Origin of the sequence: Chitinophaga sp. CF418 (assembly GCF_900142925.1) — a bacterium.
Classification (GTDB): Bacteria; Bacteroidota; Bacteroidia; order Chitinophagales; family Chitinophagaceae; genus Chitinophaga.
Map to the genome: position 1 here is coordinate 791,636 of NZ_FRCN01000001.1, position 26,702 is coordinate 818,337.

A 26,702-nucleotide genomic window follows, 5' to 3' on the forward strand; every position below is an offset into this window, starting at 1 on the left:
CAATGGAGATTCCTAAGAATGCGTTAAGCTGGTTCGAAATCCCTGTACATGATTTTGACAGGGCAAGGAAATTTTACAGCAAAATATTCAACTATGAAATGCCTGAAGAACAGTTGGGTCTGAAAAGGACAGCATTTTTTCTGTTCGACAAACAAAATAATGGTATTGGCGGAGCCATTGTTCAGGGCTCCGAATATTTTCCCAGCCAGCGTGGTACGCTGATCTACCTGCATGCCGGCGATGACCTCACAGATGTGCTGGAACGTGTGGAAGCCGCAGGCGGCAAGATAGAGCTGGATAAACGCCCGGTGTCTGAGCTACAGGACCTGGGATATTACGCCATCTTCTTTGATCCCGATGGTAACAGAGTTGCCCTGCATTCCAGCCGGTAAAACGGCTGAAAATCAACAAACACGATTATTTCTTACCTGGTTAGACCTCTTCTCTCTTTCACTTTCTTTTGAAAGTTCAATAACTTAACATTACATTTGAGTAACGAAAAGAAGGATTACATGAAATTGGCAGAAGCAAAAGCGCAGTTTATACAAACCTGGGGATCATTGGGAGCTCAATGGGGTATTAACCGTACCATGGCCCAGATCCATGCGTTGCTGATGGTCATGCCTGATCCGCTGAGCGCCGACGATATCATGGCGGAACTGAATATTTCCCGAGGCAATACAAACATGAATGTGCGGGAACTGATCAACTGGGGGCTGGTAGACCGTGTACTGATACCCGGGGAGAGAAAGGAATATTTTACCGCAGAGAAGGATATCTGGAAGGTTGCCACCGAGATTGCCAGGGAGAGAAAACGCCGCGAGCTGGATCCTATTCTCAAGACCCTGAACCAATTGCAGGATGTAGAAGGAGATGCGAAAGATAAACACGTAAAAGCCTTCAAAGACTCCATCCAGGGGATCAATAAGTTTGCCCACCAGACAGATAAGGTGATCAATTCCTTTGTAAAGTCTGAGGAAAGCTGGTTCTATGGAACGCTTATAAAATTATTCAAGTAATATTTTTTTACCTATATGTTTCACTTTTTATTGAAAGTTCAGAAACAGTATTAATCCACTTACCATGAAAAATAAAAAAATAGTCATTGCAGCAGGAACAGGGTTCATTGGTACAGGCATGATCGAATACTTTGGCAGCGATAATGACATTGTTATTCTCACCCGTCATCCTATAGCCGGACATGGCCGGGTAAGTTATGTCAAATGGGATGGCAAGACCCTGGGAAACTGGTCAAAGGAGCTGGAAAATACAGATCTGCTGGTCAACCTGGCGGGGAAGAGTGTGAATTGCCGTTATACGGAAGAAAACAAACAGGAGATATTTGACAGCAGGACGAATGCCACATCGGTGCTGGGAGCTGCTATACGGAGCTTGCAACATCCACCGGCATTATGGATCAATGCTGCTTCCGCCACTATTTACCGGCATGCGGAAGACCGGCCTATGGATGAATTTACGGGAGAGATGGAAAACGATTTTTCCGTGCAGGTATGCAAGCGCTGGGAAGCGGCCTTTAATGCCGAAGAGACGCCGGGCACCCGCAAAGGCATCCTCCGTATAGCCGTTACCCTTGGTCACCAGGGAGGCGTCATGGAGCCTTACCTCAACCTGACCAAATTCGGGCTGGGAGGCTACCAGGGAAGCGGCAGGCAGCGATTCAGCTGGGTACATATCGCCGATGTATGCCGGATGATGGAGTGGTTGTATGAACATCCTGCGCTGGATGGCGTATTTAACTGCGCCGCCCCTCATCCAGTCAGCAACCGGCAGTTTATGAAGACATTACGGAAAGCGGCAGGGCATATTTTCGGCCTGCCGGCCTACACCTGGATGTTGCGTATCGGGGCCAGACTTATTGGCACAGAAGCAGAGCTGCTGCTGAAAAGTCGCTGGGTACTGCCTACCCGCGCCACGCAGGCAGGTTTTGTTTTTGAATATCCTGAGCTTCAGTCTGCCATGGAAAATATTATCGGGCAACTGCCAAGGCGTCGGTATCATCTTATATAGATCATTATGGTTTAATGTTTGCTCTTACATAGAAAGTACCTGCCGGGGTTTATACCCTGGCGGGTACATTTAAAAGGATTGTTATGAACGATAAGAAATTCACGGTTGTATTAGGCGCTTCTCCCAACCCGGCGAGATATAGCTACCTGGCAGTATCCAGATTGGCAGCAAATGGCCATCCTATACTTGCTATCGGCAAAAAGGAGGCACAGATAGGCGATACCCCCGTTACGAAAGAGCATCCGGTACCGGCAAATGTGGACACCGTTACCCTGTATATGAACCCTGTGCTACAACGGGAGTATTACGACTATATCCTGCAGCTGCACCCGAAGCGCATTATTTTTAATCCGGGTACGGAGAATGAAGAACTGGCTGCAATAGCCGGCAGTAAAGGCATTGAGACAATGGAAGCCTGTACGCTGGTGTTGCTGAGTACCGGCCAATATTAAGACTAATGGCCGGTATTAATCCCTGTGAAATGCTATCCGTTCCGGAATAATATGCCATTATTTCTTGCTTTCTCTCATCTGATTCCTGATTAATTTTTGTATATTACTTGCAGTATTCCCCTACCAGCAAGGATTTATCACGATAGAACGGCATAAATGTAATCTTAACGACCACGCCTATTCACTCTAATCATATATATTATCATGAAATGGAGAAGATTCAACGGCGAACCGATTCATTTGCCCATTAAAGAAGAAGTACGCCAGGCAATTGTCCGGGAAACCGGAAAGGGCTTTCACTTAAAAGTGTGTATTGGCACGGACTCACAGGTAAAAGGTGCAGAAACAGAATTTGCAACAGTGATCGTTTTCCTGCGTGAAGGACATGGAGGTTTCATGTTCATCCACAATGACAAAACACGCGACTCTTATTCCATCAAGGAGCGTATGCTCATTGAAGTAGCGAAGAGTATTGAGATCGCCTATGAACTGTGTGACATGTTCACTGAGTACGATGTGGACATGGAAGTACATGCAGACATTAACACGAACCCCCAGTTCAAAAGTAACCTGGCCCTGCGTGAAGCAATGGGTTATATACTGGGAATGGGCTTTGCCTTCAAAGCAAAACCAGATGCCTTTGCCAGCAGCTGCTGTGCGGATAAGGTAGTGAACTAAGCCTGCAGGCTGATATTACTTTCCCCGCTGTCAGGATGCGCTCTTCCGCATCCGGGGGCTTTTTTCCCCCAGAAAAACCGATACAGATATACCCCCATGTTGGCAACCCACAACACGGACGGTCAACACATGTTAGAAATAGCTGCTATAAATGGGCCGCAAACACGTTACAACAGGAGATAAGCAGTTGGAGGACGACCAGGAAGGCGTCCTTCCCCGGCCAGGTAACCCTCAGACAGGTGACAACGGAATTTCCGGTGAAATATTGTAATGTTAACTCTTTGTAAAGGTAACCGTCTAAAACGCAGGCCAGGTCTCACTATGTGATGTTGTCCTTTCAATTGCCATTTTCTTCTTCCAGGCCAAACTCTTTAAATTGAAAAAAATTCCTTAATTTATACTTGTTATACTGATATACTGTTATACTGATTTTACTGAATAGCTGTCCAACATGCGTGCCTACATAACTGTCATACTACTGTTAGTATTTGCCAACTCCTCGTGCAAAAAAGAGACTATCTCAGACACTTCTTCCCAAAAGCTGCAGGGCAGCTGGAAATTGCTGTATTCCAAACAGACGGGGGGTAATGACCTGGTCAAACATGACACTACGTTTTCAGAGATCCTGAAATTCGATGGTAACAATATGCTCACCTACAACCGTGGCTCACTGATCTCCAGGGAAACCTTCCTGATGGCCCTGAAAAGCGATCATCAGCCCTACCTGGTGGCAGACAGCGATCCATGGAATCCACGGATATTCAGCTGCAACATCACCGGGAATGATACATTATCCCTGTTGTCAGTGCATTCCAATGTTCATATTGGCCGTGTGTATGTAAGGGTGAAACCTTAAACAATTACTGCCGGGCTAGGCAATGGCCCGGAACTCTGTATTCATTTCGTCTATACTTGACAGGATCGCATCTCTGCCTGTCTTTTTCACTGTACTGGTTACAAAATGGGCCGGGAGGAATTCCCAACTTTCCCTGAGCTTATTCAGGAATGCCTTTACATTCCGGCTGGTCTCCGCCTGAGTGCTCTTATCTGCTTTTGTAAATACCAGGGAGAAAGGGATCTGCCACTCTCCCAGCTGGTTAACGAACTCGATATCCAGTTTCTGAGGGGTATGACGGCTGTCAATCAGTACAAAGACATTCACCAGGTTCTGTCTTTTACGGAGATAATTCTCGATCATCTGCTCCCAGGATCTGCGTTGCGACTGGCTCACCTTAGCGAAGCCATATCCCGGCAGGTCCACCAGGTACCAGGCCTGATTAATCAGGAAGTGGTTGATAAGCTGCGTTTTACCGGGTGTTCCGGACGTTTTAGCCAACTTTTCATTGTTTGCCAACATATTGATCAGGGAAGATTTCCCCACGTTGGAACGGCCTATAAAGGCGTATTCCGGAAGGTTTGGTGTGGGGCATTTCTGCCAGTCAACATTACTGATGAGATATTCTGCGCTCTTGATGATCATATTATTACTCTTCGGGCACAAAGTTCATGAAAATTTACTTATTGCCGGCATTTCTCTATTTTCTCCTAACTTTGCGGGCTATGTCAGATAAGAAGATTGTACCGTTTGCCACATCAGAACTAAGCAAGAAGGAACAGATAGCGACCATGTTCAACGACATTGCGCCCCGCTATGATTTCCTTAACCATTTCATGTCATTAGGCATTGATATCCAATGGCGAAAGAAGGCTTTGAAACAATTAAAGGCCTTACAGCCAAAGAAAATGCTCGATGTGGCTACCGGTACAGGGGACTTTGCCATTATGGCAAATAAGATGCTGCAACCCAATACAATAACCGGGATTGACATATCCGAAGGCATGCTTGCTCACGGGCGTGAAAAGATCAATAAACTGGGACTATCCGACAAAATAACCCTTCAGCTGGGCGACAGTGAGACAATAAGTTTTCCAGACAAGACGTTTGATGCTATAACGGTAGCATACGGCGTACGTAACTTCGAGAATCTGGAAAAAGGACTGGCAGAAATGTTACGTGTACTCAAGCCGGGAGGAAAGCTGGTAATATTGGAATTTTCCAATCCAACTGTTTTTCCTATTAAACAATTATATAATTTATATTTTCGTTATATTACACCTTTGATCGGGAAATGGATAGCCAGGAGCGAAGCAGCATATACCTATCTGCCGGAGTCAGTGAAAGCGTTCCCACAAGGTCAGGAAATGTGTAATATTTTAATTAATACCGGTTTCCAAGCAGTAACATGCAAAAAGCTCACATTCGGCATCAGCTCTATTTATTGCGCATCCCGCTAGTACTTCTGGTAATCCTATGGAATACAGGTAGCGTGAAAGCGCAGTCTGTGATGAACATGGAAGAACATGACGCCAAGCCCTATTACTTTGGTATCACACTTGCAGGCAACAATTCCAATTTCAAGCTATACCATGATGAAATCTTCCTCAAACAGGACTCTATCATGGTGGCTGAACCTTTAAGGACCTTCGGCTTCAACCTGGGGTTACTGGGAAACGTACGCCTGAGCGAGAACTTTGATATCCGCTTCAATCCGCAATTATTATTTGCCTCCAAGAACCTTTATTATAAGGAGAACTATCCCGCAAGGGAAACGACCAAGAATATTGAGTCTATCCTGCTCAGCTTCCCGTTGCAACTGAAATTCAAATCAGACCGTATCGGTAACATGCGCGTGTATACGATCGGTGGTCTGAAGTATGACTACGACCTCGCTTCCAATGCGAGGGCCCGCCGTGCGGAAGACCTGGTGAAGATCAGAAAAAGCGATTATGGTTATGAGTTCGGAGCCGGATTCGAGTTCTATTTCCCCAGCTTTATCTTCTCTCCCGAGTTCAAGATCAGTAACGGTATTGGTAACGTACATGTGAAAGATGAACATCTGCGTTACTCCAATGTGATCGACAAGCTGAATTCCAGAATGATCGTTTTTTCCATCCACCTGGAAGGTTGAGTTTCCATCGCGTATAGTTAGTCTATTGACAAATCGTCTATTTACTATCTTTGCGCCATGAATTACATCATCCGCAATATATCAGTGGTCAATGAAGGCACCACTACTGTTCAGGACGTATATATACAAGATGGCCGTATCGCCAGAATTGCGCCACAATTAAATGTGAGCGGTCAATACACAGAAATTAACGGGGAAGGCAAACACCTGCTGCCCGGCGTTATTGATGACCAGGTCCATTTCCGTGAACCCGGTCTCACGCACAAAGCCACCATCTATACAGAAGCCCGCGCGGCAGTTGCCGGAGGCACCACCAGTTTCATGGAAATGCCTAATACACAGCCGGCGGCACTTACACAGGAATTACTGGAAGATAAATATAAAATTGCTGCACAGCATTCACTGGCAAACTATTCCTTTTTTATGGGAGTTGCCAATGACAATGTGGAAGAAGTACTGAAAACAAACGCCAAAAAAGATCAGATCTGTGGCGTTAAGATCTTCATGGGATCGTCTACAGGCAACATGCTGGTGGACAATTACATCACACTGGAACAGATCTTTTCAGGTAGTGAACTGCTGATCGCCACACACTGTGAGGATGAAAAGATCATCAAAGCCAACCTGGAAAAATACAAACAGGAAGTAGGTGCAGAAAATCTCACCGTAGACTATCACCCGATCATCCGCAATGAAGAAGCCTGTTTCGAGTCTTCCCTCGCGGCTATCCAGTTTGCCAAGAAATTCAATTCAAGGCTGCATATCCTGCATATCTCAACTGAAAAGGAATTACAGCTGTTCAGCAATATGCTGCCGCTGGAAGAAAAACGCATTACTGCAGAAGTATGTGTGCATCACCTGCATTTCTCTGCCGATGACTACGCGTCGCGGGGCAACCTGATCAAGTGTAATCCGGCCATCAAAGCAGCACACAATAAACATGCGCTATGGAAAGGATTGCTGGATGACAGGCTGGATATCATTGCTACAGACCATGCGCCGCATACCTGGGAAGAAAAACATCAACCCTATTTACAGGCCCCTTCCGGCGTTCCATTGGTGCAGCATAGCCTGCTGTTGATGCTGGAGCATGTGTCACTGGGCAATATTACCCTGGAAAAAGTGGTGGAAAAAATGTGCCATGCACCGGCAGTATGTTTCCAGATCAAAGACAGGGGCTACCTGCGGGAAGGTTACTTTGCCGACTGCGTGATCGTTGATCTGCAACAGGCTACTATGGTAGACAAGCAGAATGTGTATTACAAATGCGGCTGGTCTCCTTTTGAAGAACATACTTTCCCGGCTGCTGTTACACACACTTTTGTGAACGGTCACCTGGCTTATGAGAATGGCAGCTTCAATGAAGCAGAAAGAGGACAACGTTTGTTATTTAACCGTTGATCATCATATTCAACAGATAAAGGAAAATGCTCTTATCGCTCATTTGATAAGAGCATTTTCTTTTGTAACATTACCATCCTCTGCATTTATGGAAATGACGGCGCATTGCATCTATACATATTATCGGAAACAGCGCATCATCATGATACCAATGCTTTTTTCTATTATACGTATATTCACTAAAAATACCTGTGCATGGAACTGGACAAAACAACCTACTATGATCTCTCCATCTTTAACCGTGAAGAAGAATATTCGCTGTTTCATAAACTGGATTTTACCACTACCACAGGCGGCAAGGATTACTTACGGTACCTGTACAGCAATCCTTTAAAAGATATTGCTTCCATAGAAGAACGTCAGAAAGCGTTGCAGTACATCCTGCAGCAGGAAGACAGCTGGCCGGCAGATATTATCAGTAACGGCACTATCGTCGTGATGGAAAATTACCTGGAAGCGCAAATAGAACCTATCAGCAATCCGGAAGGTGTTCCTTTGCTTGTAAGCGCCCTGCTTACTAAAACCATTTTTTCACCGGACTATAGTTTTATCAAATTTTCTTTTACCCAGTTGCTCAACCTCCTGAAGGGATTCCGCCAGCTGGAAAAGAACTTTAATACAGATCAGACGCCGAAGATACTCAAGCAATTGCTGGACAGGGCACATCATCTGTTATATCAGAAAGAATTCAATGATATTATAGCTGCAAGTGATGGAGGTCCGGTATCCTTTGTACAGATCCTGCGGTATGACCATTACATCCGTAAAAGACAACGGAAAACTATTTCCGAATTACTGGATATCTATCGTCGTCTTGACGCATATTATGCTATGGCAAAGGCAGTGCGACATTTCAATCTGCAATTCCCTGTTTTTGAAGACACGCCTCATCCCTTTGTTGAACTGGATAGCCTGTATCATATCATCCTGTCAAAACCGGTGGCATATGATATCACGATGAAACCGCAGTCGCACTTCCTGTTCCTGACAGGGGCTAATATGGCGGGGAAAACAACCTTCATCAAGGCAGTAGGAGTAGCGGTATTCCTGGCGCATATAGGCATGGGCGTGCCTGCCAAAAGTATGAAGCTGAGTTTCTTTAACGGGATCTTCAGTAACATCCAGGTGCAGGATAACATCTTCAAAGGAGAAAGTTATTTCTACAGTGAAGTACAGCGTATTAAGAACACGATCATCAAAATAAATGATAACAGGAAATGGTTAGTGCTGATAGATGAAATGTTTAAAGGCACCAATGTGGAAGATGCCAAGAACTGTTCGCTGGCCGTGGTGAATGGATTACTGAAGAGTACCAACTGTCTCTTCATACTGTCCACACACTTGTATGAGATCGCGGAAGAATTACAAAATGCACAGAATATCCGTTTTAAATATTTTGAATCGCAGGTAATAGATGACAACCTATACTTCACATATCAACTGAAAGATGGTGTGGCAAAGGAAAAGATAGGATATCTCATTCTCAAGAGAGAGAAGGTACTGGACTTACTGAACGAGATAAAATAAAATGCACAGAATGAATAAATATTGGATGCCAGCCTTTCAATAAATTCGGCATCCATATTTATTCATTCTCAATTTTATCCTTATCTATGATTGTAAAAACCTACGGCAGTGCCGTACAAGGCGTAGAAGCCATTTCCATTGTTATTGAGGTAAACGTTGCCCAAAAAGGTACCCAGTTTTACATTGTCGGCTTGCCGGATAGCGCTGTCAAAGAAAGTGAACGGCGCATAGAATCTGCCATCATCAATATCGGTTTCCGTTTTCCCCGTTTCAGGACAGTCGTGAACATGGCCCCGGCAAATATCAGGAAGGCCGGTTCTGCCTACGATCTGCCTATTGCATTGGGACTGATCGCCGCTTCTGAACAGATCAATGCGGACCTTTTATCACAATTCACTATTATGGGAGAATTATCACTGGATGGTACTGTACAACCCATCCGGGGAGCGCTGCCTATTGCCATCCAGGCCCGGAAAGAAGGCTTCAAGGGACTGATCGTACCTGCACAGAATGCACGTGAAGCAGCGATGGTAAATAACCTGGAAGTCTATGGCGTTACCCATCTGCGGGAAGTGATCGATTTTCTGCAGGCGCCTGATACCCTGCAGCCGGTATTTGTAGATACGAGAGCGGAATTTGCCAACGGGCAGCAGCATTTTGATATCGACTTCAATGATGTAAAAGGCCAGTATACCATTAAACGCGCATTGGAAATAGCTGCAGCCGGCGGGCATAATGCGCTGTTGATCGGTCCTCCGGGAGCAGGTAAAACCATGCTGGCCCGCAGGCTTTGTACTATACTGCCGCCGCTCAGCCTGCAGGAAGCGCTGGAAACGACCAAGATCCATTCTGTAGCAGGTAAACTGCCAGCCGATGCTTCGCTTATTACACAAAGACCTTTTCGTTCCCCGCATCATACGATTAGTCATACGGCATTGATCGGCGGAGGCGCCATTCCACAACCCGGAGAAATATCGCTGGCCCACAATGGCGTACTATTCCTGGATGAACTGCCGGAGTTCAGCAGGCAGGCGCTGGAAGTAATGCGGCAGCCTATAGAAGAAAGAAGGGTATCCATTTCCCGGGCGAGAATGTCTGTAGAGTTCCCAGCCAGCTTCATGCTTGTTACCAGTATGAACCCATGTCCCTGCGGGTTCTTTAATCATCCTGAGAAGGCATGCACCTGTGCACCAGGTTCTGTACAGCGGTACCTGAACAGGGTATCCGGCCCTTTAATGGACAGGATAGATCTTCATATAGAAGTGACACCCGTGCCCGTACACGCACTGCTGGACCATTCCGATGGGGAGCCCAGCGCAATTATACGGGAACGGGTATTAATGGCAAGAGAGATACAAAGCGCCCGATTCAGGGCTTACAGGGGCATTTACTGCAATGCACAGATGACCAGCAATCTGCTAAGAAAAGTGTGCCGGCTGAATAAAGAAGGCGAAGACCTGCTAAAGAACGCCATGCAGAAGCTCAAGCTCTCCGCACGAGCCTATGACAGGATCCTCAAAGTAAGCCGTACCGCCGCAGATCTTGATGCCAATGAACAGATCAAGATCGAACACCTGGCAGAAGCTATTCATTGCAGAAGTCTGGACAGAGAAGACTGGTGGGACAAATAGGCCTCTATGCCACCAGTTCCGCACTTTTATAGTCCTCAGACAGTTTCTTCTGTAAGTCAGTTGGTACGGGGGCATACTCTGCAAACGCAGTTTTGATCTTAGCCTTACCCTGCGTAACATTTCGCAGGGCTGCATACAATTTGTCCAGCTCTGCCTGCGGGGTACGTGCTTTGATGACCTGATAGTTGTTCTGCGTATCCATACCTGTAATGATACTTCTGCGGCTCTGCAGCTCGCTCATCACATCTCCCGCCATCGCATCAGGCGCGGAGATCTCAATATCATATACCGGCTCCAGCAACTGCGGGGCAGCCTGGTGAAACGCGTCTCTGAACGCCATCATACCGGCTATCTTGAAGGAGATATCATTACTGTCCACAGGGTGCATTTTACCATCATAGACGCTTACCCGGATATCCCGCACATAAGAGCCGGTAAGCGGGCCTTCCTGCATTTTCTCCATCACGCCTTTGAGGATAGAGGGCAGGAAGCGGGCATCAATGGCGCCTCCTACTATGCAGTTATTGAACACCAGCTTTCCGCCCCAGTTAAGGTCGATCTCATCTGTGTCGCGCACGGGATGCTCCTTATAAGGCGGCATACCTTCATAGTAAGGTTCAATAGTGAGGAATACTTCCCCGAACTGGCCTGCGCCACCGGATTGTTTCTTGTGACGGTAAGTAGCTGTAGCATGTTTCCGGATGGTTTCCCTGTAAGGGATCTTCGCCGCAAAGTATTCCACATGCATCTTGTAGGTATTTTCCAGCCTCCACTTCGTCAGGGCCAGGTGCAGGTCTCCCTGTCCATGCAGGATCACCTGTTTCAATTCGCGGTTGTATTCTATTTCCAGGGTAGGATCTTCCATATGCAGTTCCGCCAGTACTTCTCCCAGTTTCTCGTCATCTGTTTTGTTGGTGGCCTCAATGGCTACTCTGACCTTGGGAGTTGGGAATTCAATAGGTTTCACCTGCTTACCTGATTGCTTATCGCAGAGAGTATGATTGGTGAGGGTATTTTTCAGTTTCAGGGTACAACCAATATCACCGGCGCGTAATACATCGGTTGGATTCCTGTTACGGCCATCAGTGATAAACAACTGGTTCAGCCGTTCTGCGGTATTGCCTTTTTCATTGTACAATTCGGCCCCCGCCCTTATTTCGCCGGCCAGTACCTTAAAAAACGAAAGGCGCCCTATATGGGGCTCCTGGAGGGTTTTAAACACAAATAAGACTGGTGATGCAGAAGGATCACAAGGAATAGCGCTGCCGTCTTCTGCCTGTTCAGGGGGCATGTCGACGGCCGCCGGAGCCACATTGTCGATGAAACCCATTAAACGGCCGCTTCCCATATTATTGATGGCGGAGAGACAGAAAACAGGGAAGACCTCATGTTTCAACATCCCGATCTTCAGCCCTTGTCTCATTTCATCCTCATCCAGGTTACCTTTTTCAAAATACTGTTCCATCAGGGTGTCGTCATTTTCGGCAGCTTTTTCCACCAGCTCATTATGCAGCCGCTCCGCCTGTTCCTTTTCGCTATCAGGTATAGGGAGCTTCTCAGGCTTTCCCCCTCCTTCAGGGAAACGGTACATGGTCATCTTCAGCAGATCGATCACACTGTTGAAGCCGGCGCCCTGATTTACAGGGTATTGCATAATTGTCACCGCCGGACCGAAAATGCGGCGCGCCTCATCCATTGTACGGGTAAAGTTGGCCTGTTCTGCATCTAACTGATTGACTGCCAGAATAGTTGGCTTGCGGTATTTGTCCACATAATCCCATATCTGCTCTGTACCCACTTCTACTCCATACTGTGCATTCAGGAGCATCAGTGCAGTATCGCAGACGCGGATCGAGGAAATAATCTCGCCAATAAAGTCCTCCAGTCCGGGCGTGTCAATAATATTGATCTTATAATCACGCCATTCGGTATGCAGGCAGGTGGCATAGACGGAGCTCCCCCGATCATGTTCTACGTCGTGGTAATCGGAAACGGTGTTCCCTTCTTCTACGGTACCACGTCGGGGAATAATACCAGCTTCAAAGAGCATGGTTTCACAAAGGGTTGTTTTTCCGCTCTTTGCGGCTCCCAATAATACAATGTTCCTGATGTGTTTCTCATCATAGGTCTTCATAAACGTTAGAATTAATAATTGCTCAGCCGGAGGGGGCTGATCGTAAAACAATAAGAAAGATGCAGACGAGGAATGCCGTTTTGGTGATTTTAGCTGGTGCTGGATAAGCTGTTACCGATTCTGAGTATTAAGTTACTCTATTTTTTTCTACCGTGACAGCTCAAACATGTTGCAACATCAATATTAATGTACCTTTGCCATCTAGACTGTCATTAGTATCATGAAATTGTTTTTATATTATCTGAAAAGTTACAAATGGTTGATTGGACTGGCCTTGTTATTAGCTTCCATTAACCAGGTATTCTCCTTGCTGGATCCCTATATATTCGGCAGGATCGTCGACCTTTTTGCGAATCATCCGCACTCCTCCGCCAACGGGCTACCACGTCCGCAATCCGATTATGTAAAAGGTGTTATTTTCTGGCTGCTGGCATCAATAGGAGTCGCCATGGTGTCCCGTATTGCGAAAGCATTCCAGGATTACTTTGTGAATGTGATTATCCAGAAATTCGGAGCCAGGATCTATACTGACGGCCTCCGCCATTCATTAAGGCTTCCTTATCAACAGTTTGAGGACCAGAGAAGTGGAGAAACGCTGGCTGTACTGCAGAAAGTGAGGACCGATAGTGAGAAATTCATCACCTCTTTTGTGAACGTATTGTTCGTGGCGCTCATTGGGGTCATATTTGTAATGGTGTATGCCTTCAGCGTACACTGGAGCCTGGTGTTCGTGTATTTTGGCGGCAGCCTGATCCTGGGCTGGCTGATCAATGTGCTGAGCAAGAAGATCAAGACCATCCAGAAAACCATCGTCAAAGAAACGACCATGCTGGCGGGCGCTACTACAGAATCCCTCCGCAACATCGAGCTGGTAAAAAGCCTTGGGCTGACACACCAGGAGATCGGCAGGTTGAACTCGACCACCATCCGTATCCTGATGCTGGAACTGAAGAAAGTACGCAGCGTACGCAGTATCAGCTTTATACAGGGTACTTTCGTGAACTTCCTGCGCCAGACCATCCTGTTCCTGCTCCTATTTATGATATACAGGGATACTGTCAGCGTAGGACAGATGTTTACGCTTCAGCTTTACTCCTTCTTCATTTTCGGGCCTTTACAGGAGTTAGGGAATATCATCCTGGCTTACCGTGAAGCACAGGTATCGCTGCTGAACTTCGAGCGGATCATGAACACACCAATAGAACCTACCCCGGTTGATCCGATCCGGATCAACCGTATTGACAAGCTGACGTTCAAACATGTAGGTTTCAAACACCAGACCGCCACTTCTAAGGCGCTGGATGGTATCAACTTCAACGTCAATGTGGGAGAAACGGTGGCTTTTGTGGGCCCCTCCGGTTCCGGTAAGACGACCCTGGTAAAACTGCTGGTAGGTCTTTATTCACCGCAGGAAGGCTCTATTGATTATAACGGGGTAGACAGCCGTAAGATAGATATCGAGGAGCTGAGGTACCAGATCGGTTTCGTAACACAGGATACCCAGCTGTTCTCCGGGTCTATTAAAGAGAACCTGTTGTTCGTGAATCCGCAGGCCACAGATGAAGAGATCCTGCAGGTGATGAAACAGGCCAGCTGTAATACCTTACTGGAACGGGCAGATAATGGCCTGAACTCCGTGATCGGGGAAGGCGGTATGAAGATATCCGGTGGAGAAAAACAGCGTTTATCAATTGCCCGTGCATTATTACGCCGTCCACGCCTGCTGGTATTTGACGAGGCAACATCTGCACTGGACTCTCTTACAGAAGAATCTATTTCCAATACAGTACGCGATATTACCTCCACGAGAGAACATATCACCGTTATGATCGCGCACCGTTTGTCCACTATCATGCATGCCGACAGGATCTATGTACTTGAAAAAGGCCGCATTATAGAAACAGGCACACACGATAGGTTACTTGAAGAAAAGGGATTGTACTATGCAATGTGGAGGCAACAGATTGGAGAGAGGCTACAGATTGCGGAGAGATAGTTTATCTTTGCACCCATGAGCAATAAGCGACCAAACTACTTCCTGAGCATGCTATCTATGAAATGCCCGCATTGCCGCAGAGGAGATATGTTTAAGACGAAAAATGCATATACCAACCTTAGAAAGACGTTCGATATGCATGAACGCTGTCCCGTTTGCGGGCAGAAATACGAACTGGAAACAGGTTTCTGGTTTGGTACCGGGTATGTCAGTTATGCTTTAGGCGTAGCTTTTTCAGTAGCAACACTAATTGCCTACTGGGTAATCTTTGGCTTATCATGGGCAGACAACAGCATCTTTATCTGGCTGGGCGTGAATGGCGTTCTACTGCTATTGCTGCAACCGTGGCTGATGCGCATCAGCAGGGTCATATATCTTTACTTTTTTGTGTATTATGATGAAGACACGGCAAAGTTGCCGGAAAGTAAATAAAAAGAAGGCTGGCCTCAGAAGGTCAGCCTTTTTCATTTATAGCCGGAATTCATTGCATGACAGCACTGTCCATAAACAGCAACAGGAAATAATGCAGCTTTTCCACATTATTTCCTGTTGTCTGATCATTAATAACTAATCACTTAAAATCAATCGGGATAGATACTTTCATGCTGAAAGTCCTGCCCATGTTAAATACGCCTACCCTGCCTGTTACCTCATTCTCAGCAGCATATTTCAAACGGCTGAGGTGATTCTGGTAAGCTACATCCGTCAGGTTATTAGCCGCCAGATGCAGGGAGAACAATACCTTATTCTTTTTATTCACGAAATCAGTACCGATACCTGCGTTTAACAAAGCGTATCCGGGAGTAGCGGTTTCTGTCTGGTATGCATAGAAGACATCATTCTGTGCAAATGTTTTGTCCAGCTGTACACCGATGTATGCATTCTGCATTGCACCCCCTACCTTTTTGAACTTCCCTTTCAGTTCAGAGAGCCAGCGTGCCGCCGGGATATTAGGCAGATATTTTGTAGAATCGGAGCCATTGGAGATAGATGAACGTACATAAGAGAACGTGTTCTCAAAATGCAGCCAGTCGATTGGATGCGGATGTATGTCCAACATTAATTCTCCTCCATAAAGATTGGCAGTGTTCTGCTGATATTTGAATGCGGAATATCCTGCGTCATTATCTGTAGCCGGAATAGAGTCTGTGCCGGCTGCATTTACCAGCTTACGGGCAAAGATGAAATTGCTGATGTGATTATAGAATACACCGGCGGTAAGGGAAATGTGCTGTGAGTTAAACTCAAGTCCCAGATCGCCCTGTGTGCTCACTTCGGGCTTTAAGTCCTCGTTACCATATTCGTATTTGATAGTTCCTTCGTGCACACCGTTAGCTGCCAGTTCAGAAATATTTGGTGAACGGAAACCACGGGCAACATTCAGCTTCAGGGTTACCTGCTGGCTGGCGGCATAGCTTAAGCCTGCACTACCAGATACATTGGAGAAGTCACGATCGAAGGTTGCGAATTTTGTTTCGCTACCCAACTGCAGCCCTTTAATATTCATATGGCGGTTGTCGAAACGCAAACCTCCGCTTACTGTCAGTTTATCAAAGGTTTTGCTGGTTACTGCGAATACACCGGCATCGAAGAGGTCGTAAGACGGGATCAGGTATTCTTCTCCACCGATATTATTCTTCTGCTGCATACCATTCACTCCGATAGTAGTCTGCCAGCCATTCATTTCCGGCAGATAGTATTTCAGTCCGTAGTTGAATGTATTCAACTTCAGTAACAGGTCCGGTTCATCCGGTGCCAATACATTTCCCAGCTCCTTACGGCGGTTCCACTGATAGCCCAGCGTCAGTGCCAGCCGGCCACCATTATGCAGATAAACATTATTATCCCAAACCAGTTTGTTATGCGTGATCTTCTGGCGCGGTGCGCCGATGCTATAAGATTTAAAATCATCGTTCGTAGCTACGGCTTCGTCTTCTACCCCATTGTTGTTGACCGGTTTGATGAATTGCCCGTTCTCGTTACGGTCACCTTCTACCAGTCCTAATTCCTGGTTGAAGGAAGTAAAGCGAAGAACGGAAGATCCCCATTCTTTATTCAGCCCCAGGCTAGCACCGTAGTTGATGTTTTTGAATTTGGAGTTGAATACATAACCATCGTATTTATTCTTATAATCATGGGCAAATTTCTGTGTACCAAAAGCGCTCCAGCTCAGACCTCCCTTTGTGGTGCCGGCGATATCCGCATGGTAGGATATCTGTCCATTGTTGGTAAGGTAGTTAGCCGCTACATTACCTTTTATCTGACCGGCAGCAACATTACCAGGAGGAACAATATTCACAACACCGGCAAGCGCATCGGAACCATATACCAGGGAAGCAGGGCCTTTCAGCACTTCCACTTTGCTTACATTATAATCATCGATCTCAATACCGTGTTCGTCTCCCCACTGCTGTCCTTCCTGGCGTATACCATCTCCTACCACAACTACACGGTTATATCCCAGACCACGGATAAAAGGTTTGGAGATTGCCGGTCCTGTAGTCAGCTGACTTACACCTGGCAGTTTGGCAATCGCATCAATGATATTGGTAGAGATGTTGGCATCCAGGTAATCCCTTCTTACAATACTTACCGGTGTAGGCGTTTTTTTCAAGGTAGTGGCCATGTTAACACCAGTGATCACCACTTCATTTTTCTCAAGCAGCGTCTCTGACAGGGTAAAGTCCTGTTGTGTAACGCCGTTGATCTGTACTGTTTCTGTAAATGCGGCATAGCCTATATAATGCACTTCCACCAGGAATTTACCTTTAGGAAGATTTTTGATCTCATATTCACCCTGCGCATTGGCAGAAGCACCAACATGCAGGTCTGGCAAATAAATAGTAGCCCCGGGTAAAGGACTATGAGAAGACTTATCTGTCACTGTTCCTTTAAGCGAACTGCCGGCATCGTCGCCATTTAACATTGAGGCAAAACCGGAGGTATATGTAAGCAAGCTGGTAACTAAAACTATAATGAAGACACGTAAATAGTGCATAGAAAGATTTGTTTATAGACAATTATCTATACAGCAACGCTGTAGTTGCCATAATAGTAACAATACGGGCGAACGCCCTTTCATAAGAGTGTATGTAAAAAACTAAACGAGGGCTATTGCCGGGGGCGCACGAGGGGAAAGTGTTCTGTAGGGTAGGTATTCAATAACCGGGATAACCGGGATGACGTAGTGCCAGGAGATCTCTTTCACCAGTACATGATAAAACGTAGTGGTGTGTTCATAAGGTTCCGGCTCTATATGCAGGAAACCGCAATGCACGTGTTTAGCAGACAAAGCGGGACCATGCTTTGCTACCGGAGCTTCATCTTCAGTATCATGGTGCGGGAAAAACTGGTGTATAAATGCCCGGGGGGTAGTATTGAATACAAATACCCCCAACAGCATGATAGCCAATATTCTGTATAACACCTTATGCTTCAGATCATGAGTTTGAACGATAACAAAGATATGGAATAAATGCAACAATGTTGCCTATGAGTACGAATAGTCCATAGATGAGCGAAAAGGCTGATAGCTGGCTGACGGACTTATAATGAAAAAAGTCCATAGCAGGGCTGCTATGGACATTCGGCTATTTTTCGTGCTGATTATTAATACTTTACCTTCAGCATAGATCTTACATGCTGGTATACACCGTTCTGGAGACGTGCGTAGAAGATACCGCTGGCAAGGTTACCGCTATCAAAAGTGATGCTGTATTCCCCCGCAGGCTGGATCTTGTTCACAGGCGTTGCCACCAGACGCCCCATGGTATCAAAGACCTGAACCAGGGTATGTCCGCCCCTGGTTTTATATTTCAGGTTTGTGGTAGACACGAACGGATTCGGATAGTTGGTGATCAGGTTATTGCTGCCGTTATTTACATCGTCAATGCTCGTCAATGTACCGCAGGCGATACCACTCACGATAGGCAAACGCTGGTAATCTTTGAAGAGAATGGTCTGTAATGTAGCATTGTCCACGCAGAACCATTGTTCCAACAGGGAAGCATACACAGAACGGAAGTCGTACTGCATAGGCATATTATCGGCCACATTGGTCTCTGTAGGGATATCGGGAGAAGATCCGAGTACTCCCTGCAGCACATAGTCGCCGAATACGATCATTGGAGCAGCAGCACCGTGGTCGGTACCCATACTACCATTGGATTTGATACGACGGCCGAACTCAGAGAAGGTCATACCCACTACACGACGGGAGGCCTTAAGTTTGGTCAGATCGTCCATGAATGCCTTAATGGAATCCGACAGCTGTCCCAGGAGCACTGCGTGATCGCCTTTGGTCGTATCACCGGACTGTGTCTGATTAGCGTGTGTATCGAAGAAGGCGTGCGTTACCATGTAGAGGCGGGTCTTCAAACCACCTGCTACCAGGCGCGCTACTATTTTCAGCTGCTCTGCCAGCCTGTTGTCAGGATAAGGGCTCTGTGACGTAACATTCGCAGCGGCCTTTTTGATAGCGTCAGCAAATTTATTGGACTGCTTAGCGATCAGGCGTACATATTCCAATTCAACACCGGCATGGGTATTAGGAACTGGATCATTAATATCTTCAATCAGGTTATAGAAGTCGGTAGAACTGGAGATCGCCACCGCCATATTTGCATCATTACCCTGGAATACCGGAGAAGTGAGGGAACCGATCTGGATAGCCAGTGGCTCAGCGCCTTCATAAGCATCGGGGAAACCTGGGAACTGTGTTTCCAGGTAGCGGCCCGCCCAGCCGGTTTCGAGGATCTGGTTCTGATCGGAACCGCTCATCCAGATATCCATTGCGCGGAAGTGGGAATAGTCCGGAGAAGGATAACCTACGCTCTGGATCACGCACACTTTACCATTATCGTACAGGTCCTGGAGACCTGTCATGGCAGGGTGAAAACCTGTTTTAATATTGTTGGCCAGTGGCAATACCGCTCCTTCGGGGATAGCGATATTTTTACGGGCGTTCTGATAATCCCCGTATACATCCAGCGGAACTATCATATTAAGACCATCATTACCACCGATCATCTGGATCATCACCAACACGTGGTCATTATCTTCTGCAGATTTCTGCAACGCATTCAGCAACGATGAAGCGCCGAAAGCCTTTACAGAAAATCCATTTATAAAGGTAGGCAGAACTGTTGCCGGGGCGGAATATTTAAGGAAGTCTCTGCGTTTCATAGTTAATAGGTCTTTCTAAGATCAGGCTAATTGATATTCAGATAAATTCATCAGGTACTTGTACAGTGTCTGGAGGCGGCTTTCCACGATGTTGCGGTTAGCAGCTGTAGGAGTGGATTTCCAGGTATTCCAGGCATCTGTCCAATAGTAGTCGCTGTTAGGGCTCTGGCCACTGAGCAGGATGATGTTCTTTATTCTTGCCTTTGATGCGTCAGATAATTCGATACGGTATAAGAGGTCCAGTGCGTCCTGGATCAGCGTAACAGGATTGGAGGGATCTGAGAATTTTTCTGTGAAAGCCAGTACATCGATCTTTACACCACCGAAACCGCCGGTACTGATGATGGAGTCAGTCATCAGGTTACGCTTAGGCAGGGTGTCTGTATTGATCCAGATCTCATGAAACTGAGGCGCCAGGCGATAGGCTTCCCAGCCTGCTACCTGTGGAGGATCTCCAATGTCCTGCAGCATGCTGGCGCAATGGCGGCGGATAGCATCCAGAGACTCATGAGCCGCCATATAGTCTGTCGGGAACTCTATACCATATTCACGTACCAGACCTACGGCAAATTCCATAGGGCTCTTGATGAGCGCCGACATATTTAACGGATCGAAGAAGTGCTCACTCTTGAACAAGGCCTTGAGTACCGGTTTCAGTTCAAAGTTGTTAGCACGGAAGATCGCTGCCAGTGGTATGATCACATTCTGTTCCACTGCATCATCTATCAGGTAGTACACGAAGAAACGGTACAGTTTACGGCAGATGAACTTTGATACTTCCTGCTGCGCGAAAATGATATTCAGCAGATCATCCAGTTCGCTGGCGCCTTCGGCACCTGTTTTACCGGTGATCTTGCTACTATTATAAAAACTGGAGAATTCTTTGTTGGTGATCACGTGCTGTGTAGAGTCAAAGTAAGACTCTATTGTCAGCGGATTGATCCTGTAACCGGTTAATACGGTAGCGGTAGTTCTTACGTCTTCCTCTGTATAAGCAGAATCCGGGCCTTTACCCACGGTGAACAGCTCATGCAGCTCACGGCCATAGTTCTCATCCGGGCTTTCCTTTCCGTTCAGATAGCCGTTCAGGTATTTGAGCATAGCCGGGTCGAGGGTAACAGCTTTGGTCAATGCCTTGAAATTGCCGGTAGCATTATTTCTCAACATGACGTTGTGCTTATATATATAGCGGGCTTCATTCACCATATCCATTTCTGTTGCGAAATGGTTATGCCAGAAGAGCACCATCTTTTCCTGGATACTGCGTGACTGGTCTATCATTACCTTCAGCCACCATGCTTTATAGGAAGACCATCTTTTCCTGTCAAGATCTCCTTCTTCAGGAGCGGGAGCTGAATTCACCCAGGTAGCGCCGGGAGCGATACCGGTTTCGTCTTCTCCATATGTATTTAATGGCTGTGTGGTAACAGGGGTAACGGTATCGATCAACGCATCTACCGCTGCGTCCATGCCCAGACCTTTAGCCCATGCTACATCTTCAGGAGTGGAACCAAACATGGTGCGTTTTAGCAGGTGTACTGCCTGGGCGGTACCAAATTCTCCTGTATATGCTGTAATGCCAGAATCAGTACGAAAGCCAGTAGTCTTCGCTTGGACTGCTGTTTGCTGGCGTTTGGCAGGAAGCGTAAGGAATTGTCTGCGATCCATAGATAGTTATGATATGGTTGTATTGATATAGGGAAAAATGACTAATGTAGGCTTTTACACAGGTCCCATTTGCGGATCCAAATTAATAAAAACTTAAATTCAAGCAGATTATTTTATTTATTGCATAATACTCAAAAAGAAAAGGGGCTGACTACCATTAAATTAGTCAACCCCTACTCACTATATATCTTTTACTATAATCGTTCGATCACGCCGGCAATTCCTTGTCCGCCGCCCACGCAGGCGGTGACGATGCCATATTTCTTATCAAGGCGTTTCAAATCGCTGAGTATCTGCACTGTCAGCTTAGCGCCGGTACATCCAAGAGGATGTCCCAGTGCGATTGCTCCACCGTTGATATTCACCAGTTCAGGATCGATGCCCAGTTCACGGATCACCGCTACTGACTGGGAGGCAAAAGCCTCATTCAGTTCCACCAGGTTAATATCGTTCAGTGATTTACCTGCCTGTTTAAGCGCTTTCGGGATGGCCGCCACCGGTCCGATACCCATGATACGAGGGTGTACCCCTGCTGAAGAACAGGCTACCAACCGGCCGATAGGCTGTAGGTTCAGCTCTTTTACCATGGTTTCACTCATGACGATGACAAAAGCAGCACCGTCTGATGTCTGAGAGGAGTTGCCTGCGGTCACACTACCACCCGCTGCAAATACCGGTTTTAGCTTAGCCAGTGCCTCCGGAGAGGTATCTGCTCTTGGACCTTCGTCTGTATCTACTGTGTAAGTTCGGGTCTGTTTACGGCCCTTTTCATCCACGTATACTTCATTTACGGCTATCGGGAGGATGCCTTCCTTAAAATAGCCGTTCTGGATAGCTTTAATGGCTTTCTGATGGGATCCGTAAGCAAATGCATCCTGGTCTTCACGGGATACGTTGAACTCCCGTGCCACCGCTTCTGCGGTCAATCCCATGCCCAGGTAATACTCCGGCGTTGTACTGGCGACAGTGTAATTGGGAACTGTCTTCCAGCCGGCTACGGGTACGAGGCTCATGCTCTCTGTCCCTCCTGCTATGATACAGTGCGCCATTCCTGACTGGATCTTGGCGGTCGCAATGGCGATGGTTTCCAGTCCGGAAGCACAATAACGGTTCACCGTCATGCCGGGAACTTCTATTCCCAGTGCGCGTACGGATATCATGCGGCCGATCTGCAGCCCCTGTTCAGCTTCAGGTACTGCATTACCCACGATCAGGTCGTCTACTCTCTTAGGGTCGAGCTGAGGGACGCTCTTTAATAATCCGGTAATTACATCCACGGCCAGGTCATCAGGCCGGTAAAAGCGGAAGCCGCCCCGCTTGGCCTTGCCTACGGCGGTTCTAAAGCCGGCTACTATATATGCTGTTTCCATTCCTTTTCTCCTTTTCCGGGTGTAAAAACCCGATTTTTTTCTTTTAAGTTAAAGAAGTTTTGTGAAATAGAAAACAAGGTGTTAGATTTGCAGCCCGCAATAGCGGAAAAGACTCCTTAGCTCAGCTGGTTAGAGCTACTGACTCTTAATCAGTAGGTCCAGGGTTCGAGTCCCTGAGGGGTCACGGTAAAACGCTTCAGGTTTTAAACCTGAAGCGTTTTTTATTGTAGGTACCTCTCCGCATTAAAACCGAAAAGCTCTATTTTGGGTATATACACCATTCATAGACTGCAACTCAAAAATTTCAGGAGATTCACTGATCTTACTGTTCAGAATAAGCTCCCCCATTTTCATTCTTCATACAAGTTAGCCGGCCTTACCAATGTTCCAATATGTAAAGTTGGTCACGACTTTTACGTGATTGTTTCCCGGAAATCAAAAATCCCCTTTGTAGGTGTAGGGTAGTGCCATGGAGGGCGGGCGACACATTTCAGATTGCTAATTAACGATTTTTCACTACCTTGCGCCGACGTGAGGCAGGCGCTTAATTATTCTTGTTAACTAAAATATATTTTAACTTTAATAATAATGTTAATAGACTTTCAAACCTTAAAAAGTCAAGCGAAAGGAATTCAAAAGAATAATTTCAAGAAGGCCAAAATTGCAATTCTCGGGAATTATACAACACAGTTTCTCGCAAAGTCGATTGAGTACTCAGGTTTGAAGCATTCACTTGAATTTGAAATATACAATGCCGAATACGATCAGATTGAATCTGAGATATATGATTTAAACTCCGGCTTATATAATTTTAATGCTGATTTTGTTTTTATCACTATTTCTTCACTGAAATTACAAAGCAAATTTTACGCGCTGTCAGCTGAAAAGAAAGCCTCCTTTTGCCGTGACTATATAACTGATCTGACGAATCTGATCAATGTCTTAAACAGCCGCATAAAGACCAAAATTATTATCAACAATCTGGAAATTCTCAATGACCAGGTTTTTGGGAATTTCTATGCCAAAGTTGACCAATCATTTGTAAGTAATATCTATGATCTGAACGCGGGATTGCTGCAATTGGCAAGGACATTTGATAATCTGTATTTATTTGACCTGAATGGGCTAATACAATATTATGGTACCCGCCATATCAGGGACTGGAGCCAATATGTAAATGCCGACCTCCATTATTCACTGGACTTTCACGCAGCTATTTCCGAAAAGCTGGTAGCTTTTATTGGTGCTTTCTTAGGGGCCATCAAAAAATGTGTGATCGTGGACCTGGACAATACCATGTGGGGTGGAATTATCGGAGATGATGGTTTGCAGGGGATACAGATCGGATCACTGGGGATCGGAAAATCCTATACAGAGCTTCAGAAATGGATCAAGCAGCTGAAGGAGCGAGGTGTTATTGTGGCTGTTTGTTCCAAGAATACAGAATCCATTGCGAAAGAGCCATTTGAAAAGCATCCTGAAATGGTGCTGAAACTGGATGATATTGCGGTTTTCATTGCCAATTGGGAGAACAAAGCTGACAATATCAGGGCTATTCAGCAAATATTGAATATTGGCTTTGACTCCATGGTATTTCTTGATGACAACCCGGCAGAAAGAGCCATCATTCGCCAGAACCTGCCCGCGGTTTGTGTGCCGGAACTGCCGGAAGATCCGGCGTTATATCTGGATTACCTGAAATCTTTGCATCTTTTCGAAACAGCTTCGTTTTCTACAGGAGACAAAGACCGTACTAAACAGTATCAGGAGGAAGCCCAAAGGCAGCAACTTCAGTTTACCGTAACCAACATTGAAGACTATTTAAAAAGTCTCCAAATGGAAATTGTAATTGAACCTTTTGATCCTATGGATATACCCAGGATAGCTCAGCTTACACAGCGGTCCAATCAGTTTAATCTGAGAACTATCAGGTATTCAGAGGTTGAGATTAGAGATATGGCAACTGATAGTTCCAACTATTTTACCTGTTCGGTTAAATTGAAGGATAAATTTGGTGACTATGGTCTCATATCGGTGCTTATTCTAAAGCGTCTCAATAGCGAAAGTTTGTTTATCGATACCTGGGTGATGAGTTGCCGGGTGCTTAAAAGAGGAGTGGAAAACGCCGTAGTGAACTATTGTGTCGCACTGGCAAAAAATAATGGTTTCCATCAACTTGTTGGTGAATACATTTCTACTGCTAAAAATGATCTGGTAAGGGAACATTACCCCAGCCTGGGATTTGCCGACAAGGAAGGATTCTGGCACCTTGATGTACAAAATTTCAAACCTCTTATTCACTATATTAATTAGAATTGTTATGGACATTTTGAATGATGTGAATGCCATTTTTAGAGACGTATTGGAAAATGATGATTTGGTAATAACCCCTGATACTACTTCTGCTGATGTAGAGGAATGGGACTCGCTGAATCATATACAACTGGTAGTTTCCATAGAAAAACATTTCAAGCTGAAGTTTTCTGCCAATGAAATAAGAAACTGGAAAAATGTTGGGGAAATGTGTGACGCTATCTCCCTAAAATTGAGTGCATAATGCAGGTAGGCGACAAATATCAGTATGAATTTGAAGTTTCCCGCGAAACCTATGATGGGTTTCTGGGGATTTTTAATGACAGGAACCCCCTTCATACAGATAAGTCATTTGCTAACTCCAAGGGCTTTAAGGATGTGGTGATGCATGGAAACATATTAAATGGGTTCGTGTCTTATTTTGTCGGAGAGCTGCTCCCTACCAAGGATGTCATGATCATACAGCAGGAGATTAAATTTCATTCTCCGGTTTTTTTAGAGGATACGCTTTCCTTTTCGGCTACGCAAAGTGCCATATTTGAATCTGTAAATGCTGTAGAATTTAAGTTTGAATTTATAAACAAGAACGATAACAGGAAAGTAGCTAAAGGAAAGTTATTAATCGGATTGATATGAACATTTTAGTAACCGGTGGAAGTAAAGGCGTTGGAAACGCTATTGTCAATAAGTTGGCTGAAAAGTCTGGAGACCACATCTATTTTACTTATCTTAATTCCGAAGCTGCCGCATCTGAACTGGAGGTAAAGTATCCGAATGTATCAAAAGTACAATGTGACTTCAGCGATGAAAATTCGTTATCATCATTGGTCGACAAAATGGAGCAATGGAATATTGATGTGCTGATTAATAATGCTGCCGTTAACCCGCAAAAAAAACATTTCCATAAATTAGATGAAGCATCCCTCGTCAGGGATTTCAAGACTAATATAGTAAGTACCATTACGGTTACACAAGCTGCTATCAGAATTTTCAGAAAAAAGAAGTCGGGAAAGATAATAACGATCCTGTCTTCCGCGATCATAGGCAAACCTGCCGTAGGGTGGTCAGAGTATATTGCCGGTAAAAACTATTTGCTTTCATTGTCAAAGTCATGGGCAACAGAAAATAACCGGTTTAATATCACCTCGAATTGTGTTTCTCCCTCATTTATGTTGACAGATTTTAATCAGGACGTAGACGAGCGCCTGGTTGAAGAGATTATTTCGTCGCACCCTCTGGGCAAGCTCATACTACCGGCGGAAGTTGCGGATGCAGTTGCCTTTCTTACTACCTGTTCACAACATATCAATGGGCAGAACATTGTTATGAATGCCGCAATGGACATTTAATT

24 protein-coding genes and 1 tRNA gene are annotated in these 26,702 nt (G+C 45.7%); 18 read left to right on the forward strand and 7 right to left on the reverse strand.

Going from position 1 to position 26,702, the window contains the following annotated elements:
• Positions 1 to 2 precede the first annotated feature (2 nt).
• From F3I09_RS03245 to F3I09_RS03270, 6 genes are all read left to right on the forward strand, one after another.
• Positions 3 to 392, forward strand: coding sequence for a VOC family protein (locus F3I09_RS03245; RefSeq protein WP_149693595.1), 390 nt, complete (start codon positions 3 to 5; stop codon positions 390 to 392).
• Between the two features lie 120 nt (positions 393 to 512).
• The gene (locus F3I09_RS03250; protein ID WP_149693596.1) at positions 513 to 1,019 is read left to right on the forward strand and encodes a GbsR/MarR family transcriptional regulator; all 507 of its coding nucleotides are present in this window, start codon (positions 513 to 515) and stop codon (positions 1,017 to 1,019) included.
• A 64-nt stretch (positions 1,020 to 1,083) separates the two neighbouring features.
• A complete protein-coding gene (locus F3I09_RS03255; RefSeq protein ID WP_149693597.1) occupies positions 1,084 to 2,028 on the forward strand; it encodes a TIGR01777 family oxidoreductase in 945 nt (314 codons plus the stop codon).
• Positions 2,029 to 2,111: 83 nt separating this feature from the next.
• The gene (locus F3I09_RS03260) at positions 2,112 to 2,480 is read left to right on the forward strand and encodes a CoA-binding protein (RefSeq protein WP_149693598.1); all 369 of its coding nucleotides are present in this window, start codon (positions 2,112 to 2,114) and stop codon (positions 2,478 to 2,480) included.
• A 204-nt stretch (positions 2,481 to 2,684) separates the two neighbouring features.
• Complete coding sequence (locus F3I09_RS03265; RefSeq protein WP_149693599.1) at positions 2,685 to 3,158, forward strand: ribonuclease H-like YkuK family protein; 474 nt, start codon at positions 2,685 to 2,687, stop codon at positions 3,156 to 3,158.
• A gap of 451 nt (positions 3,159 to 3,609) precedes the next feature.
• Positions 3,610 to 4,014 carry a hypothetical protein gene (locus F3I09_RS03270; protein WP_149693600.1) on the forward strand — a complete coding sequence of 135 codons (405 nt, stop codon included), beginning with the start codon at positions 3,610 to 3,612 and terminating at the stop codon, positions 4,012 to 4,014.
• Positions 4,015 to 4,029: 15 nt separating this feature from the next.
• Here F3I09_RS03270 and yihA read toward each other — a convergent pair whose 3' ends face one another.
• Entirely contained in the window at positions 4,030 to 4,638 is a 609-nt protein-coding gene (gene yihA / locus F3I09_RS03275) for a ribosome biogenesis GTP-binding protein YihA/YsxC (protein ID WP_149693601.1), read from the reverse strand.
• A gap of 80 nt (positions 4,639 to 4,718) precedes the next feature.
• Here yihA and ubiE point away from each other — a divergent pair, with 80 nt between their 5' ends.
• The 5 genes from ubiE (at position 4,719) to F3I09_RS03300 (ending at position 10,686) form a co-directional block, all read left to right on the forward strand.
• Positions 4,719 to 5,453 (forward strand): bifunctional demethylmenaquinone methyltransferase/2-methoxy-6-polyprenyl-1,4-benzoquinol methylase UbiE, encoded by a 735-nt coding sequence (gene ubiE / locus F3I09_RS03280; RefSeq protein WP_149693602.1) that lies wholly within the window; start codon positions 4,719 to 4,721, stop codon positions 5,451 to 5,453.
• A gap of 32 nt (positions 5,454 to 5,485) precedes the next feature.
• Positions 5,486 to 6,127, forward strand: coding sequence for an outer membrane beta-barrel protein (locus F3I09_RS03285; RefSeq protein WP_223233115.1), 642 nt, complete (start codon positions 5,486 to 5,488; stop codon positions 6,125 to 6,127).
• Between the two features lie 57 nt (positions 6,128 to 6,184).
• Entirely contained in the window at positions 6,185 to 7,528 is a 1,344-nt protein-coding gene (locus F3I09_RS03290) for a dihydroorotase (RefSeq protein WP_149693603.1), read from the forward strand.
• A 195-nt stretch (positions 7,529 to 7,723) separates the two neighbouring features.
• Positions 7,724 to 9,055, forward strand: a complete 1,332-nt coding sequence (locus F3I09_RS03295) for a DNA mismatch repair protein MutS (protein ID WP_149693604.1) — start codon at positions 7,724 to 7,726, stop codon at positions 9,053 to 9,055.
• An 86-nt stretch (positions 9,056 to 9,141) separates the two neighbouring features.
• The gene (locus F3I09_RS03300) at positions 9,142 to 10,686 is read left to right on the forward strand and encodes a YifB family Mg chelatase-like AAA ATPase (RefSeq protein WP_149693605.1); all 1,545 of its coding nucleotides are present in this window, start codon (positions 9,142 to 9,144) and stop codon (positions 10,684 to 10,686) included.
• 4 nt (positions 10,687 to 10,690) lie between these two features.
• Here F3I09_RS03300 and F3I09_RS03305 read toward each other — a convergent pair whose 3' ends face one another.
• On the reverse strand, positions 10,691 to 12,820 hold the full coding sequence (locus F3I09_RS03305) for a translation factor GTPase family protein (protein WP_149693606.1): 2,130 nt from the start codon (positions 12,818 to 12,820) through the stop codon (positions 10,691 to 10,693).
• 220 nt (positions 12,821 to 13,040) lie between these two features.
• Between F3I09_RS03305 and F3I09_RS03310 the strand changes: the two genes are divergently transcribed.
• Positions 13,041 to 14,816: an ABC transporter ATP-binding protein gene (locus F3I09_RS03310; protein WP_149693607.1), complete on the forward strand. Its 1,776-nt coding sequence runs from the start codon at positions 13,041 to 13,043 to the stop codon at positions 14,814 to 14,816.
• A 15-nt stretch (positions 14,817 to 14,831) separates the two neighbouring features.
• Positions 14,832 to 15,248: a DUF983 domain-containing protein gene (locus tag F3I09_RS03315; RefSeq protein WP_149693608.1), complete on the forward strand. Its 417-nt coding sequence runs from the start codon at positions 14,832 to 14,834 to the stop codon at positions 15,246 to 15,248.
• Positions 15,249 to 15,387: 139 nt separating this feature from the next.
• On the opposite strand, the gene F3I09_RS03320 is transcribed toward F3I09_RS03315, so the two are convergent.
• The 5 genes from F3I09_RS03320 to F3I09_RS03340 all read right to left on the reverse strand — a co-directional run bounded on the left by F3I09_RS03320 (position 15,388) and on the right by F3I09_RS03340 (position 23,038).
• Positions 15,388 to 17,814: a TonB-dependent receptor gene (locus tag F3I09_RS03320; RefSeq protein ID WP_149693609.1), complete on the reverse strand. Its 2,427-nt coding sequence runs from the start codon at positions 17,812 to 17,814 to the stop codon at positions 15,388 to 15,390.
• Positions 17,815 to 17,916: 102 nt separating this feature from the next.
• Positions 17,917 to 18,219 carry a hypothetical protein gene (locus F3I09_RS03325; RefSeq protein WP_149693610.1) on the reverse strand — a complete coding sequence of 101 codons (303 nt, stop codon included), beginning with the start codon at positions 18,217 to 18,219 and terminating at the stop codon, positions 17,917 to 17,919.
• Positions 18,220 to 18,425: 206 nt separating this feature from the next.
• On the reverse strand, positions 18,426 to 20,000 hold the full coding sequence (locus F3I09_RS03330; protein ID WP_149693611.1) for a DUF1501 domain-containing protein: 1,575 nt from the start codon (positions 19,998 to 20,000) through the stop codon (positions 18,426 to 18,428).
• A 21-nt stretch (positions 20,001 to 20,021) separates the two neighbouring features.
• The gene (locus F3I09_RS03335; RefSeq protein ID WP_149693612.1) at positions 20,022 to 21,668 is read right to left on the reverse strand and encodes a DUF1800 family protein; all 1,647 of its coding nucleotides are present in this window, start codon (positions 21,666 to 21,668) and stop codon (positions 20,022 to 20,024) included.
• A gap of 194 nt (positions 21,669 to 21,862) precedes the next feature.
• Positions 21,863 to 23,038: an acetyl-CoA C-acyltransferase gene (locus F3I09_RS03340; protein ID WP_149693613.1), complete on the reverse strand. Its 1,176-nt coding sequence runs from the start codon at positions 23,036 to 23,038 to the stop codon at positions 21,863 to 21,865.
• Positions 23,039 to 23,148: 110 nt separating this feature from the next.
• Here F3I09_RS03340 and F3I09_RS03345 point away from each other — a divergent pair.
• The 5 genes from F3I09_RS03345 to F3I09_RS03365 all read left to right on the forward strand — a co-directional run bounded on the left by F3I09_RS03345 (position 23,149) and on the right by F3I09_RS03365 (position 26,700).
• Positions 23,149 to 23,222 (forward strand) — tRNA-Lys (locus F3I09_RS03345).
• 404 nt (positions 23,223 to 23,626) lie between these two features.
• Positions 23,627 to 25,351, forward strand: a complete 1,725-nt coding sequence (locus F3I09_RS03350; RefSeq protein WP_149693614.1) for an HAD family hydrolase — start codon at positions 23,627 to 23,629, stop codon at positions 25,349 to 25,351.
• A gap of 7 nt (positions 25,352 to 25,358) precedes the next feature.
• A complete protein-coding gene (locus F3I09_RS03355; protein ID WP_149693615.1) occupies positions 25,359 to 25,595 on the forward strand; it encodes an acyl carrier protein in 237 nt (78 codons plus the stop codon).
• The gene (locus F3I09_RS03360; protein ID WP_149693616.1) at positions 25,595 to 25,987 is read left to right on the forward strand and encodes a MaoC/PaaZ C-terminal domain-containing protein; all 393 of its coding nucleotides are present in this window, start codon (positions 25,595 to 25,597) and stop codon (positions 25,985 to 25,987) included. Before F3I09_RS03355 ends, F3I09_RS03360 begins: the two co-directional genes overlap by 1 nt.
• Positions 25,984 to 26,700, forward strand: coding sequence for an SDR family NAD(P)-dependent oxidoreductase (locus F3I09_RS03365; protein ID WP_149693617.1), 717 nt, complete (start codon positions 25,984 to 25,986; stop codon positions 26,698 to 26,700). The genes F3I09_RS03360 and F3I09_RS03365 overlap by 4 nt, the downstream gene beginning before the upstream one ends.
• Positions 26,701 to 26,702 lie beyond the last annotated feature (2 nt).

Excerpts from the sequence above, each read along its gene's own strand:
- F3I09_RS03245 (WP_149693595.1), top strand. The coding sequence starts at position 3 with ATGGAGATTCCTAAGAATGCGTTAAGCTGGTTCGAAATCCCTGTACAT.
- F3I09_RS03250 (WP_149693596.1), top strand. The coding sequence starts at position 513 with ATGAAATTGGCAGAAGCAAAAGCGCAGTTTATACAAACCTGGGGATCA.
- F3I09_RS03255 (WP_149693597.1), top strand. The coding sequence starts at position 1,084 with ATGAAAAATAAAAAAATAGTCATTGCAGCAGGAACAGGGTTCATTGGT.
- F3I09_RS03260 (WP_149693598.1), top strand. The coding sequence starts at position 2,112 with ATGAACGATAAGAAATTCACGGTTGTATTAGGCGCTTCTCCCAACCCG.
- F3I09_RS03265 (WP_149693599.1), top strand. The coding sequence starts at position 2,685 with ATGAAATGGAGAAGATTCAACGGCGAACCGATTCATTTGCCCATTAAA.
- F3I09_RS03270 (WP_149693600.1), top strand. The coding sequence starts at position 3,610 with ATGCGTGCCTACATAACTGTCATACTACTGTTAGTATTTGCCAACTCC.
- yihA (WP_149693601.1), bottom strand. The coding sequence starts at position 4,638 with ATGATCATCAAGAGCGCAGAATATCTCATCAGTAATGTTGACTGGCAG.
- ubiE (WP_149693602.1), top strand. The coding sequence starts at position 4,719 with ATGTCAGATAAGAAGATTGTACCGTTTGCCACATCAGAACTAAGCAAG.
- F3I09_RS03290 (WP_149693603.1), top strand. The coding sequence starts at position 6,185 with ATGAATTACATCATCCGCAATATATCAGTGGTCAATGAAGGCACCACT.
- F3I09_RS03295 (WP_149693604.1), top strand. The coding sequence starts at position 7,724 with ATGGAACTGGACAAAACAACCTACTATGATCTCTCCATCTTTAACCGT.
- F3I09_RS03300 (WP_149693605.1), top strand. The coding sequence starts at position 9,142 with ATGATTGTAAAAACCTACGGCAGTGCCGTACAAGGCGTAGAAGCCATT.
- F3I09_RS03305 (WP_149693606.1), bottom strand. The coding sequence starts at position 12,820 with ATGAAGACCTATGATGAGAAACACATCAGGAACATTGTATTATTGGGA.
- F3I09_RS03310 (WP_149693607.1), top strand. The coding sequence starts at position 13,041 with ATGAAATTGTTTTTATATTATCTGAAAAGTTACAAATGGTTGATTGGA.
- F3I09_RS03315 (WP_149693608.1), top strand. The coding sequence starts at position 14,832 with ATGAGCAATAAGCGACCAAACTACTTCCTGAGCATGCTATCTATGAAA.
- F3I09_RS03320 (WP_149693609.1), bottom strand. The coding sequence starts at position 17,814 with ATGCACTATTTACGTGTCTTCATTATAGTTTTAGTTACCAGCTTGCTT.
- F3I09_RS03325 (WP_149693610.1), bottom strand. The coding sequence starts at position 18,219 with ATGCTGTTGGGGGTATTTGTATTCAATACTACCCCCCGGGCATTTATA.
- F3I09_RS03330 (WP_149693611.1), bottom strand. The coding sequence starts at position 20,000 with ATGAAACGCAGAGACTTCCTTAAATATTCCGCCCCGGCAACAGTTCTG.
- F3I09_RS03335 (WP_149693612.1), bottom strand. The coding sequence starts at position 21,668 with ATGGATCGCAGACAATTCCTTACGCTTCCTGCCAAACGCCAGCAAACA.
- F3I09_RS03340 (WP_149693613.1), bottom strand. The coding sequence starts at position 23,038 with ATGGAAACAGCATATATAGTAGCCGGCTTTAGAACCGCCGTAGGCAAG.
- F3I09_RS03350 (WP_149693614.1), top strand. The coding sequence starts at position 23,627 with ATGTTAATAGACTTTCAAACCTTAAAAAGTCAAGCGAAAGGAATTCAA.
- F3I09_RS03355 (WP_149693615.1), top strand. The coding sequence starts at position 25,359 with ATGGACATTTTGAATGATGTGAATGCCATTTTTAGAGACGTATTGGAA.
- F3I09_RS03360 (WP_149693616.1), top strand. The coding sequence starts at position 25,595 with ATGCAGGTAGGCGACAAATATCAGTATGAATTTGAAGTTTCCCGCGAA.
- F3I09_RS03365 (WP_149693617.1), top strand. The coding sequence starts at position 25,984 with ATGAACATTTTAGTAACCGGTGGAAGTAAAGGCGTTGGAAACGCTATT.